Genomic DNA, 11,961 nt, shown 5'->3' on the forward strand with positions numbered 1-11,961 from the left:
CGCACGCCTTTTCGTCCGACGCGGGTGTCCTGCCCGCGTCTTTTTTCACCTCCAGGAGCAGCACGATGGGCATCGATTCCGCATCTTCCGGCGGCGTGTATCCGCTGCATCACGGCGACCACAACTCGCATGGCGTGCCGCCGACCGTCAATCCGGTCGCGCTGAGCCACGGCCGCGACCAGCCGTTCTTCGATCCGGTCGCATACGGCAACGGTCCGGACGACTCGGTGACCGACACGACCGAAGCGGCCGCGATCACGCATCACACGATCCTGATCGGCGGAAAGCGCATCGCATACACGGCGACGGTCGGTCATCTGGTGACCGTCGATCCGAGCAGCTCGCAGCCGGCCGCGAAGATCTTCTACGTCGCGTTCACGGCGGACGGCGCGAAGGAGGAAACGCGGCCGGTCACGTTCTTCTACAACGGCGGGCCCGGCTCGTCGTCGGTGTTCGTGCTGCTCGGCTCGTTCGCGCCGAAGCGGATCAAGACGTCGATGCCGGGGTTCACGCCGCCCGCGCCGTACCAGATCGAGGACAACCCGGACAGCATGATCGACCACAGCGATCTCGTGTTCGTCAATCCGGTCGGCACCGGCTATTCGGCGGCCGTCGCGCCGAACAAGAACCGCGATTTCTGGGGCGTCGATCAGGATGCGAATTCGCTGAAGCAGTTCATCAAGCGCTACCTGACGAAGAACAATCGCTGGAATTCGCCGAAATACCTGTTCGGCGAATCGTACGGCACCGCGCGCAGTTGCGTGCTCGCATACAAGCTGCACGAAGACGGCGTCGACCTGAACGGCATCACGCTGCAGTCGTCGATCCTCGACTATCGGCAGGCCGGCAACCCGGTCGGCGCGCTGCCGACTGCCGCCGCCGACGCGTGGTATCACAACCGGCTCGGCATCAAGCCGGCGCCCGCCGATCTCGGCGCCTTCGTCGAGGAAGTCGCGCAGTTCGCGCGCACCGACTATCTGGAAGCGCTGCGCAAGGCGCCGCATGCGGATCCGGCCGTCGTGCAGAAGCTGTCGGACTACACGGGCATCGACACCGCGACGCTGCAGTCGTGGAATCTCGACATCGCCGGCTACGACGCGCGCGGCAATTCGCTGTTCCTGACGACGCTGCTGCGCGACGAAGGGCTTGCGCTCGGTTCGTACGACGGCCGCGTGACGGCGATCTCGACGGGCATCGCCGGCAAGATCGATCCGAACTCCGGCGGCAACGATCCGACGATGACGGCCGTGACGGGCGTCTATACGGCGATGTGGAACAGCTATCTGAACGAGCAGCTGAAGTTCACGTCGAACTCGGCGTTTACCGACCTGAACGATCAGGCGTTCCGCAACTGGGATTTCAGCCATATCGATCCGACCGGCGAGCAGCAGGGGATCGACGCGAAAGGGAACGTAATCCTTTATACGGGCGGCGATCTCGCCGCGGTGATGGCGCTGAACGTCGACCTGAAGGTGCTGTCCGCGAACGGGCTGTACGATTTCGTCACGCCGTTCTACCAGAGCGTGCTCGATCTGCAGCAGATGCCGCTCGAGGATCAGAAGGTGCGGCAGAACCTGTCCGCGCGCTTCTATCCGTCCGGGCACATGGTGTATCTCGACGGCGGTTCGCGTACCGCGCTCAAGCGCGATCTGGCGGCGATGTACGACGCGACCGTCGCCGATACGGGTGCGCGGATGCGGATCCGCGCGCTGCAGGCGAAGAAGACGGGCGGGAACGCGTAGTCGGTCCAGCGGCGGTTGCGCATCGGCGGCGGGTTGGCGTGCTGCGCCGCTCGGCCGCCGACGGCGCGCGCGCGTTTCGTCCGTGGTTCGTCCGCCGGCGCGGCCCGCGCCACGACGCGGCGGCTCGCGCCGATGTGCCGATGTGCCGATGTACCGCCTTCGCGCGAGCACGCGGCGGCGCGGGTATGCCGGTGCGTTACGCGGCGCGCGCGGCGCCCGGCCAGTCGAACGGCGTGTAAGGCAGTGCGCGCTTGTGGCGCGACCCGTCATAGAAGCGCAGCACCGTTTCGTACACGCGATCGTCGACGCGCTTGCCTTCGAGGAAGTCGTCGATCTCGTCGTAGGTCACGCCGTACGCGTGTTCGTCGGGGCGCAGCGGGCGCAGTTCCTCGAGATCGGCCGTCGGCACCTTCATCACGAGCGCCTCTTCGCCGCCGAGCGCGCGCGCGACCGCGCGTACGCGACGCTTGTTCAGGCCGGCGAGCGGCAGCACGTCCGCGCCGCCGTCGCCGAACTTCGTGAAGAAACCCATCAGCGATTCGGCCGCATGATCGGTGCCGATCACGATCCCGCGCCGCGCGCCGGCTACCGCGTACTGCGCGATCATGCGCTCGCGCGCCTTGATGTTGCCGTGCACGAAATCCTGCTGCGCTGGCGTGTCGAACGCGTGGCCGGACGCGATCAGCGAGCGGAGCATCGCATCGGCGGCCGGCTTCACGTCGACCGTCAGCACCTCGTCCGCGCGGACGAACGCGAGTGCGCGCTGCGCGTCGGCTTCGTCGTTCTGCACGCCGTTCGGCAAGCGCATCGCGATGAAACGGGCGTCGTAGCCGTCGGCGCGCAGGCGCTCGACGGCCAGTTGCGCGAGCCGCCCGGCCGTCGACGAATCGACGCCGCCGCTGATCCCGAGCACGTAGGTCTGCAGCCCGGTCGAGCGCAGATACTGCGCGAGGAAATCGACGCGGCGCGCGACTTCGGCGTCGGCATCGAATTGCGGGGTGACGTTCAGTTCGGCAATGATCGCGAGTTGGCGGCTGGCGTAATCGGCGGATGTCATGGGGAGAGTTCCGGAACGAAATGCAAGGCGCCCATCATAAGCGCAATCGCGGCGTGCCGCCGCGCGCGGCATGCGGTCTGCGGTGCTTGCGTTGCATCGGTGAGACGGGGCGGGAGGTACGGGAGAACGGGCGAGGCGGGTGAGACGGACGAGGCGGACGAGGCGGACGAGGCGGACGAGGACGGACGAGGACGGACGAGGACGGACGAGACGGACGAAACGGGCAAGGCGGGCAAGGCGGACGAGACACGCGAGGCGGACAAACGGACGAGGCGCCGGCCGACATGCCGCGCGCCGTGCCGGCATCGCCGCGATACGCGACAGCGGCGGCGGAACCGCTGCCCGCGTCGGCCGAGCAGCGTGCCTGTATCGTTGCGATGAGGGTGCTGCCCTCGACGCCACGGCGCGATTGCGACGGTCACACTAGTCGATCCGAATGCCGAGCGCGTCACCGCCGCATGCACTCCGTACCGATCAACGCCGCGCGAGCACGACCCCGACCAGCGCGAGCGCGAAGCCGGCGAGCTGGATGCCCGCTAGCGTTTCGCCGAACAACACGTAGCCCTGCAGCGCAGCGAGCGGCGGCGCGAGGAACAGCAGCGACGTCGCGCGCGCCGCGTTGCCGCGCCTGAGCATCCACATCAGCATCGTGACCGCGCCGCCGGACAGGAACACGACGCCCCACACGAGCGACACCCACAGCGCCGGCGCGCCGATCCAGCGCGTTTCGTGCAGCATCGCGGCGAAGACGGCCGCGACGACTGCCGCGCCGAAATTCTGCACGGCGACCGCGGTGCGCAGATCGCTCTGCGCGAGCTTGCCCTTCTGATACAGCGAACCCGCGGTGATCGCGCCGACCGACAGCACCGACACGGCGACGACGAGCCACGCCGGCGCGGCGCCCGGAGCCGGCGCGACGCCGCCCGCGACTTTCGGCGCGAGCACCAGCGCGACGCCGGCGAGCCCGAGCGCCATCCCGACCCAGCCGCGCGCGGGCAGCCGCTCGTTGAACAGCGGGACGGCGAGCACGGCGGTCGCGAGCGGCTGCAGCGCGCCGAGCAGCGCCATCACGCCCGCGTTCAGTCCTTGTGCGACGGCCCAGTAGCTTGCGCCGAGATAGACGCCCTGCAGCAACGCACCGGCGATCAGGTGACGCGGCCATTCGCGGCGCGCGGGCCACGGTGCGCGCGCGACGAGCGCGACCGCGCCGAACAGCGCGGCCGTGCCGGCGAAGCGGGCGAGCAGGAACAGGTTGGGATCGGCGTACGGCTTGATGGCCCGCGCGACGATGAAGCCGGTGGACCAGAGCGCGACGAAGGCCGCGGCGACGAGCGAGGTCAGCATGCGTGGCGGGCCGCGATGCGGCCGGATCGAATCGTAAAGTCGGCCAGTATCGGTCGAAGCGCGGCCGGTGTCTTGTCGAATCCTGCACTCGCGTCGTCGGCGGCGTACGAGTCGGCGTGCGCCGCACGCGGGCTGCTACGCTTGGCTTCGGCTTCGGCTTCGGCTTCGGCTTCGGCTTCGGCTTCGGCTACGGCTACGGCTACGGCTACGGCTACGGCTACGGCTACGGTTGCGGCTGGGTACCGCTTCGGCATCGGCAGCCGGCCGCTGCTGACCGCAACGTCGCGCGTCGCATTGACGCGGAGTCGGGCGCCCGTCGGCCGCGACTGCGGCACGGCAACGTCGTCGGCCGCCGCACGAACCGAGCGCCGAGCGCGAAGGTCGTGAACCGCGAACGCCACGCCGCACGGGCCGCGACGAAGAACCGCGACGCAGCTCAGTCGAGCGAAAACGTATCGAGCGGCTGGTTCGCGCGCGCGTCGGTCGCAAAACGCGCGGCGAGTTGATCGTAGAGCCGGCGAGCCTCGTCGAGCGTCAGATCGATCCAGTACGGATCGCCGGCCGCATCGTTGAGCCGTTCGGGCGGAAACTGGATTTCGAGCACACTGCCTTTGCGATACATTGCACGCGCCTTTTGCATGGTCGGCCGTTCGGCGAAACGCAGAGTGTAGCAACGGCTGCCGCGGCGATTCGCGCGCACCGGGCAATACAGAATTTCGCGTTCGCCGCGCGGTGCGATACGCGGCGTCGCCCGCCGCGCCGCGGTCAAATCGCGGTCAAACGGCCGTAATACAATGCTCGGCTCATTCATTACCGGTCGCCTCGGGCGCCCACGCGATGCTGGCGGAACAACGTCATCAATACATTCTGTCGGAGCTCGGACGCTCGGGCGCGCTGTCGGTCGCCGAGCTGGTGCGCTCGCTCGACGTGTCGCGCGAAACCGTGCGGCGCGACCTCAATGCGCTCGCCGCGCGCGGCCTGCTCGTGATGACGCACGGCGGCGCGCTGGCTGCGGACCGCCGCGAGCCGAGCCTGTCCGAGCGCGAAGCGGCGAATGCCGACGCGAAGCGCGCGATCGGGCGTCGTGCGGCGCGCTTCGTGCCGGACGACGCGTCGGTGCTGATCGATTCGGGCAGCACGCCGCATGCGGTCGCGCTCGCGCTCGCCGACCGGCACCGGCTGTCGGTCTATACGAACGACTGGCGCACCGCGTTCGTGCTCGCGCGGCGCAACGGCAACCGCGTGACGCTGCTCGGCGGCGAGCTGTCCGACGACGAGGACGCGACGTTCGGCCTCGACACGATCCAGCAACTCGCGCAATACCACGTCGATTTCGCATTCGTCGGCGCGGGCGGCATCACGGCCGACGGCGAATGCACCGACTACTCGCGGCTCGCGGCCGAAGTGCGCAGCCGGATGATCGCGGCGGCCGGCATCGCGATCCTCGTCGCCGACCATTCGAAATTCGGCCGCGTGACGCCGGTGCGGATCAACGGCACGGCGGCCGCGCGCTATCTCGTCACCGACTGCGCGCCCGACAAGCCGGTGCGGCGCGCGCTCACTGCCCGCGGCATCGAGCTGATCGTGTGCGACTGACGCACGCGCGACACGCAACCTTCATCGAATCGTCATCCTGCGGGAAGAACCGCCGCCGACACTGACCCATTCATTTCGACCGGCCTCGGCCAGGGAGCGACGAATGACCGTCAGCGTACGCAGCTATCTTTCTCCGACTCTGGTTCTGCTCGCGTTCGACTGGGCCGATGCGCAGTCGCGCGACGATTTCCTCGGCTTCGCGATCCGCCGCACGCCGGGCTTCTGGTCCGCGGACGGCCGCACGCGCGCGCCGAACAGCTGGCTGCCGAACCGCCTGACGTTCGACGGCCCGGCCGCCGACACGCAGGGCGACGCGCCCACCGATCAGGCGCCGATCCAGAAGTTCATGTGGTGGGATGCGCGCATCGATCCGCAGGATCGCGGTGCGTCGTTTCGCTACGACGTCTGTCCGGTCGTCGGCACGCCGGCGAACCTGCAGGTGCTCGACGCGCAGGCCGGCGTATGCAATGTCGTGCTGCCGTCGCATATCGAGGACGGCATCGGCACGTGGTTCAACCGGGCGGTGATCAGCTCGCAGGCGTTCGCGAAACAGGTCGCGGCGCTCGGCCTCGCGCCCGGCGAAGCGCCGAGCGACGCGCAGGCGCTGAAGCTGCGTACGTGGCTCGCGAACGACATGGAGCAGGTGTTCGCGGAGATGCTGAACCCCGCGTCGCGTGCGGTGGCCGCGGTCTATCACTTGACCGACACGCTGTGGGCGCTGCCCGCGTTCGATGCATTCGCGCGCAAGCACGGCGCGGCATCGCTCGCGATCGTCTACGACGCGCACGAGACCGCCGCGCGCAACGGCAAGCCGGCGCAGCCGTCGCCGAACCAGCCGGCCGTCGACGCGCTGCACGGCATCGCGACGCTCGCGCCGCGCGACCGGACGCGCATCATGCACGACAAGTTCATCGTGACCGACGCGCCGCCGAACGCGGCGCCCGCACGCGTGCTGACCGGCTCCGCGAACTTCACGACCGAAGGGCTGACGCAGCAGGCGAACGTATTGCACGCGTTCGATTCGCCGGCGCTCGCCGCGCTGTACGACGACCGCGCGCGTGCGCTCGCCGCGAATCCGTCGATCGCGCAGACCGCGCGGCTGTCGCCGGGCTGGTCGGCGCCGATGACGATCGGCAGCGCGCAGGTGCGCGTCGCGTTTTCGCCGGAGCCGGCCGGGCAGCGCACCGAGATCGACACGATCGTCGCGGCGATCGCGGCCGCGAAGCATTCGGTGTCGTTCTGCCTGTTCATGCCGACCGATGCCGCGCTGCGCGACGCCTGCTTCGCGGCCGGCGACCGCGGGCTGATGATGTTCGGCCTCGTGAACCGGATCAACGCCGGCAGCGCGACGAAAGCCGACGCCGCACAGCGCGACGGTCGATCGCTCGACGCGGCGACGCTCGCGAATCTCGAGCTGTACCATCGCCGCCGCGATCACCGTGACGTGATCGACGCCGCGTACTTTTCGCCGACGACGGTACCGCACGGATTCGAGCCGGAGCTGCGGCTGTTTCCCGGCGAACGGCCGCCGGCTTATCCGCCCGTCGTGATCCATCACAAGTTCATCGTGATCGATGCGGAAGGCGCGAATCCGGTCGTCTATACGGGCTCGGCGAACATGAGCCGCAATTCCGAGCAGTACAACGACGAGAATCTGCTCGAGATTCGCGACGCACGGATCGCCGCGATCTATCTCGCGGAATTCCTGCGGCTCTACGAGCACTACCGCGCGCGGGCGCTCGCGATCGGCGCGAAGCAGCGCGGCACGCACGCGCAGCGGCGGCTCGCGCTCGCACCCGATTCGAGCTGGGCGAAGAAGTATTACGTGGCGGGAAGCCCGGAAGAGAAGGCGCGGATCGCGCTGGCGTCGCCGGCATCGTCCGGCTGACGCGCGGTGCCGGCACGCAGGCTGTTCTACATGATGCCGGTTGCGGGTGCTTGCGAGCCGTCCGGCATGCAAGCGCCGCGGCGCGATCTTGCTTGCCGGGCGGCGTGGACGGTATGGGCGGAAAGCGGACGACGCGGCTACGCGGCGACGTAGCGCAGCACCGCGTCGGCGATCGTCTCGCGATGCCGCGCGCGCAGGCGCGGTGCGGACGGATCGCGGCCGAACGCGGCGCCGAACGTGTAGCGGTTCGACACGCGGTGGAAGCAGAACGAACTGATCAGCAGATGCAGGTCGAATGCGTCGACGTCGCTGCGGAACGCGCCGCTCGCGGCGCCGCGCTCGAGCAGTTCCTCGAGCGTCTTGATGATGCTGACGTTGCGGTTCTTGAACGACTTCAGCTGTTCGAGATACTTCGCGCCGTGAATGTTCTCGATCGACACGAGGCGCACGAAATCGCGATGCTTGTCGTGATAGTCGAACGTGAATTCGACGAGCCGGCGCATGCCTTCGCGCGGCTCCATGTCGCCGACGTGCAGCTCCTGCTCGAGCGCGCGAATGTCGCCGTACACCTTCTCGAGCACGGCCTCGTACAGGCCTTCCTTGCTTTCGAAGTAGTAGTAGAGCATCCGCTTCGTCGTGTTCGTGCGCTCGGCGATCGCGTCGACGCGCGCGCCGGCGAGGCCCATCGCGGAAAATTCCTGCGTGGCGACGTCGAGGATGTTGCGCTTGGTTTGCTCGGGATCGTATTTGCGCCGCGCGTCGGACGCAAGCGCGCGGTTATCGGACGTGGCGGCCTTGCTTCCTGCTTTCATGTGTTGTTCTGGCTTCGCGGCGGCTTGGACGAGGCATTCTAGCATGTGAAAAATCGGCGTTCGGCCGACCTTCGGCTCTAAACGGCGGCGCGGTTTCGGCCGCCGCCGCGGCGCTCATCGGCGGTACGACGCGAGCGCGTCGCGCGCCTGATATACCGTATACGCGAGTTGCGCGGCCGCGAGGCCCGCGAGCCCGAACGTGCGCGTGAGCCCGAACGCCGCGAAGCCGTCCGGCACCGGCCGGCCCTCGGCCAGCGCGGCGGCGAGCGTTTCGCCGGCGACCGTGGTCGGCGCCATGCCGTGGCCGCCGAACGCGATCGCGTGCCAGACGCCGTCGGCGTCGCGGCCGATCTGCGGCATCTTGTGCCGCGCGTAGCTCATCAGCCCGCCCCACGCGTATTCGATCTTCACGCCGTCGAGCTGCGGATACACGCGCAGCAGGTCGCGCCGCAGCAGCCGCGCGATCGCGTCCGCGCCGCGGTCGAGCACCGAGATCCGGCCGCCCCACAGAATGCGCGTGTCCTTCAGCGGGCGGTAGTAGTCGAACGCGAAACGCGTGTCGTACACGGCATACGGCGCGTCGATCGCGTCCGGCAGCCGCGTGCCGAGCGGTTCGGTCGCAACGACGTAAGTGGCGATCGGCAGCACCGCGCGCTCGATGCGCGGCGACACGCCGCGCGCATAGCCGCCGCCCGCGAACACGACGTCCTTCGCGCGCACCGCGCCGTGCGCGGTACGCACGACGTAGCCGGCGCCTTCGCGCGCGATGCCGAGCGCGGCCGAGCGTTCGTAGACGCGCGCACCGCCGCGTGCGGCGGCAGCCGCGACGCCGAGCACGTACTTGAGCGGATGAAAATGGAATGCATTCGGCTCGAACAGCCCGCCGTGGTAGCGCTGCGTCTTCAGCCGCGCGCGCAGCGCGTCGGTCGCGACCGGTTCCCAGTCCACGTCGAATTCGCGTTTCATCAGCGCGCGCACGGCGTCGAGGCGGGACGGATCGTCGAACCAGTTCGCGAGCATCACGCCTTCATCGACGATGTCGCAATCGATTCCGTAACGCGCGATCCGCGCGCGGATCAGATCGACCGCATCGACCGTGAGCCGGTACAGGCGGCGCGCTTCGTCGCGGCCGAGCGTGCGCAGCAGATCCGCGTTGTCGAGGCTGTAGCCGCCGAACACGAAGCCGCCGTTGCGGCCGGACGCGCCGAAGCCGACCCGCTCGCCGTCCAGCAAGACGACGTCGCGCATGCCGCGCTCGACGAGGCCGAGCGCCGTGCACAGGCCGGCGAGGCCGCCGCCGACGATGCATACCTGCGTGTCGATCGTGCCGGTCAGCGACGGATAGGATTCGCGGGTAACGGTGGCTTCGTAGAAGTTCTGCATGCGGTTCGATCGTTCGTATCGGCTGAAAAACGGGGCGGCGCGCGTCGATCTTGCCTGAAGGCGCGCGCCGAGTCGAATCGCGGGCGACATCCGTCGCCGGTGCGGCGGCACACGGGCAGCAAACGATATTTCCGACCAGCATGATGCAGCGCCGTCATCAAGTGTGCGCGCATCGCCGTCTCGATGCACCGCAGCCGCGGGCCTTGCGCGTGCATCGTCCCGGCGTCCGGCCGCAACCGTTCCGCTCCACCAAGGTGTTGCATTTTCGGAATGAAGTGGTGAGTTAATATCAATAGCCGCCTGAATTGCGGCCGCCGACAATGTCATTCGTCAATCGTGCGTCGCGCCGTGTCGATGCGCGGCGCGGCCCGCTTGCTGCCGCGCGCAGCACACCGCGCGGCAGCGGCCGCCGGAGTCGCCGGCCCCGCATCCGCTTGCACCGCGCATGCGAACGCGCTCCAATCGAATCACGCGGGCGGCGTCGCCGCCGCACCGATCAATCTGTCCCTGAAGAGGAAGTGATGCAATTCAACGACATTCTTGCCGCGCTCGACATCGATCTCGCCCAGTGGAAAGGCCAGGCGCTGACCGCGCGCTCGCCGCTCGACGGCGCGACGCTCGCCACGCTCGCCGTCGATACGCCGGCCGAAGCGGAGCGCAAGATCGACGCTGCGCACGACGCATTCCTCAAGTGGCGCACGGTGCCGGCGCCGGTGCGCGGCGAGCTCGTGCGCGTGTTCGGCAATGTGCTGCGCGAGCACAAGGCCGCGCTCGGGCGTCTGGTCACGCTGGAAGCCGGCAAGATCACGTCGGAAGGGCTCGGCGAAGTGCAGGAAATGATCGACATCTGCGATTTCGCGGTCGGTCTGTCGCGCCAGCTTTACGGTCTGACGATCGCGTCCGAGCGTCCCGGCCACCGGATGATGGAGACGTGGCATCCGATCGGCGTATGCGGCGTGATTTCGGCGTTCAACTTCCCGGTCGCGGTGTGGGCGTGGAATGCGGCGCTCGCGTTCGTATGCGGCGATCCGGTCGTGTGGAAGCCGTCCGAGAAGACGCCGCTCACCGCGATCGCGTGCCACGTGCTGCTCGGCAAGGCGCTGCGCGAGTTCGACCGCACGCATCCGGGCGTCGCGCCGGAAGGTCTGCATCAGCTGGTGCTCGGCATGCGCGACGTCGGCGAAGTGCTGACGTCGTCGAAGAAGGTGCCGGTCGTCAGCGCGACGGGCAGCGTGCGGATGGGCCAGGAAGTCGCGAAGGTGCTGAGCCAGCGTCTCGCGCGCGGGATCCTCGAGCTCGGCGGCAACAACGGGATGATCGTCGCGCCGAGCGCGGATCTCGATCTCGTCGTGCGCGCGGTCACGTTCGCGGCGGTCGGCACGGCCGGCCAGCGCTGCACGACGCTGCGCCGCCTGATCGTACATCGCAGCATCGTCGATCAGCTGCTGCCGCGCATCGAGAAGGCGTATGCGTCGGTGAAGGTCGGCAATCCGCTCGAAGAAGGCACGCTCGTCGGGCCGCTCGTCGATCGCGCGGCGTTCGATGCGATGCAGAAGGCGCTTGCCGATGCGCGCGAGCAGGGCGGCGAAGTGAAGGGCGGCGAGCGCGTCGACGTCGGCCATCCGGACGCGTACTACGTGCGTCCGGCCATCGTGCGGATGCCGAAGCAGACAGCGGTGGTCGAGCGCGAGACGTTCGCGCCGATTCTGTACGTGATGGTCTACGACGACTTCGAAGACGCGATCGCCGTGCACAACGCGGTGCCGCAAGGGCTGTCGTCGGCGATCTTCACGAACGACATGCGCGAGGCCGAGTACTTCATGTCGGCGGCCGGCAGCGACTGCGGGATCGTCAACGTGAACATCGGCACGAGCGGCGCGGAGATCGGCGGCGCGTTCGGCGGCGAGAAGGAAACCGGCGGCGGCCGCGAGTCGGGTTCGGATGCGTGGAAGGCATATATGCGTCGCGCGACGAACACGATCAACTACAGCCGCGAACTGCCGCTCGCGCAGGGCGTGAAGTTCGACGTGTGATGCGGGCGTCGGTCCGACGCCGCACACGATGACGAAGGGCCGGTTGCCGCGACGCGGTAACCGGCCCTTTCCGTTTTCGGCGCCGCCCGTGCGACGGCTCGCGTGC

The 11,961-nt window shown here is 68.6% G+C and carries 10 protein-coding genes; 5 read left to right on the forward strand and 5 right to left on the reverse strand.

From position 1 onward, the window contains the following. Positions 1-65 precede the first annotated feature (65 nt). The gene (locus BUB20358_RS16755; RefSeq protein ID WP_006766483.1) at positions 66-1,742 is read left to right on the forward strand and encodes a S10 family peptidase; all 1,677 of its coding nucleotides are present in this window, start codon (positions 66-68) and stop codon (positions 1,740-1,742) included. A 196-nt stretch (positions 1,743-1,938) separates the two neighbouring features. Here BUB20358_RS16755 and nadE read toward each other — a convergent pair whose 3' ends face one another. Together nadE and BUB20358_RS16765 are read right to left on the reverse strand one after the other, a co-directional pair. Then, on the reverse strand, positions 1,939-2,799 hold the full coding sequence (nadE, locus tag BUB20358_RS16760) for an NAD(+) synthase (RefSeq protein WP_035974568.1): 861 nt from the start codon (positions 2,797-2,799) through the stop codon (positions 1,939-1,941). A 474-nt stretch (positions 2,800-3,273) separates the two neighbouring features. After that, entirely contained in the window at positions 3,274-4,143 is an 870-nt protein-coding gene (locus BUB20358_RS16765) for a DMT family transporter (RefSeq protein ID WP_035974566.1), read from the reverse strand. A gap of 116 nt (positions 4,144-4,259) precedes the next feature. Here BUB20358_RS16765 and BUB20358_RS16770 point away from each other — a divergent pair, with 116 nt between their 5' ends. After that, positions 4,260-4,649, forward strand: a complete 390-nt coding sequence (locus BUB20358_RS16770; protein WP_052688544.1) for a hypothetical protein — start codon at positions 4,260-4,262, stop codon at positions 4,647-4,649. On the opposite strand, the gene BUB20358_RS16775 is transcribed toward BUB20358_RS16770, so the two are convergent. Next, positions 4,580-4,765 carry a hypothetical protein gene (locus BUB20358_RS16775; RefSeq protein WP_006766480.1) on the reverse strand — a complete coding sequence of 62 codons (186 nt, stop codon included), beginning with the start codon at positions 4,763-4,765 and terminating at the stop codon, positions 4,580-4,582. The genes BUB20358_RS16770 and BUB20358_RS16775 overlap by 70 nt on opposite strands. Positions 4,766-4,980: 215 nt before the next feature. Here BUB20358_RS16775 and BUB20358_RS16780 point away from each other — a divergent pair, with 215 nt between their 5' ends. Together BUB20358_RS16780 and BUB20358_RS16785 are read left to right on the forward strand one after the other, a co-directional pair. Continuing rightward, a complete protein-coding gene (locus tag BUB20358_RS16780) occupies positions 4,981-5,739 on the forward strand; it encodes a DeoR/GlpR family DNA-binding transcription regulator (protein ID WP_035974564.1) in 759 nt (252 codons plus the stop codon). A 103-nt stretch (positions 5,740-5,842) separates the two neighbouring features. Further along, a complete protein-coding gene (locus BUB20358_RS16785; protein WP_006766478.1) occupies positions 5,843-7,627 on the forward strand; it encodes a phospholipase D-like domain-containing protein in 1,785 nt (594 codons plus the stop codon). Between the two features lie 137 nt (positions 7,628-7,764). On the opposite strand, the gene BUB20358_RS16790 is transcribed toward BUB20358_RS16785, so the two are convergent. Both BUB20358_RS16790 and BUB20358_RS16795 read right to left on the reverse strand, forming a co-directional pair. After that, positions 7,765-8,439, reverse strand: coding sequence for a TetR/AcrR family transcriptional regulator (locus BUB20358_RS16790; protein ID WP_035974562.1), 675 nt, complete (start codon positions 8,437-8,439; stop codon positions 7,765-7,767). A gap of 114 nt (positions 8,440-8,553) precedes the next feature. Next, positions 8,554-9,822 carry an NAD(P)/FAD-dependent oxidoreductase gene (locus BUB20358_RS16795; protein WP_006766476.1) on the reverse strand — a complete coding sequence of 423 codons (1,269 nt, stop codon included), beginning with the start codon at positions 9,820-9,822 and terminating at the stop codon, positions 8,554-8,556. Positions 9,823-10,343: 521 nt separating this feature from the next. On the opposite strand from BUB20358_RS16795, the gene amaB reads away from it, so the two are divergent. Then, a complete protein-coding gene (amaB, locus tag BUB20358_RS16800) occupies positions 10,344-11,855 on the forward strand; it encodes an L-piperidine-6-carboxylate dehydrogenase (RefSeq protein ID WP_035974559.1) in 1,512 nt (503 codons plus the stop codon). The last annotated feature ends 106 nt before the right edge of the window (positions 11,856-11,961 follow it).

The sequence above is a fragment of the Burkholderia dolosa genome (assembly GCF_902499135.1).
In the GTDB taxonomy this organism is placed as follows: Bacteria; Pseudomonadota; Gammaproteobacteria; order Burkholderiales; family Burkholderiaceae; genus Burkholderia; species Burkholderia dolosa.

Bases quoted from the DNA above. Each gene is read 5' to 3' on its own strand.
- nadE (WP_035974568.1), bottom strand. From the start codon at position 2,799: ATGACATCCGCCGATTACGCCAGCCGCCAACTCGCGATCATTGCCGAA.
- BUB20358_RS16775 (WP_006766480.1), bottom strand. From the start codon at position 4,765: ATGTATCGCAAAGGCAGTGTGCTCGAAATCCAGTTTCCGCCCGAACGG.
- BUB20358_RS16790 (WP_035974562.1), bottom strand. From the start codon at position 8,439: ATGAAAGCAGGAAGCAAGGCCGCCACGTCCGATAACCGCGCGCTTGCG.
- BUB20358_RS16780 (WP_035974564.1), top strand. From the start codon at position 4,981: ATGCTGGCGGAACAACGTCATCAATACATTCTGTCGGAGCTCGGACGC.
- BUB20358_RS16795 (WP_006766476.1), bottom strand. From the start codon at position 9,822: ATGCAGAACTTCTACGAAGCCACCGTTACCCGCGAATCCTATCCGTCG.
- BUB20358_RS16785 (WP_006766478.1), top strand. From the start codon at position 5,843: ATGACCGTCAGCGTACGCAGCTATCTTTCTCCGACTCTGGTTCTGCTC.
- amaB (WP_035974559.1), top strand. From the start codon at position 10,344: ATGCAATTCAACGACATTCTTGCCGCGCTCGACATCGATCTCGCCCAG.
- BUB20358_RS16765 (WP_035974566.1), bottom strand. From the start codon at position 4,143: ATGCTGACCTCGCTCGTCGCCGCGGCCTTCGTCGCGCTCTGGTCCACC.
- BUB20358_RS16755 (WP_006766483.1), top strand. From the start codon at position 66: ATGGGCATCGATTCCGCATCTTCCGGCGGCGTGTATCCGCTGCATCAC.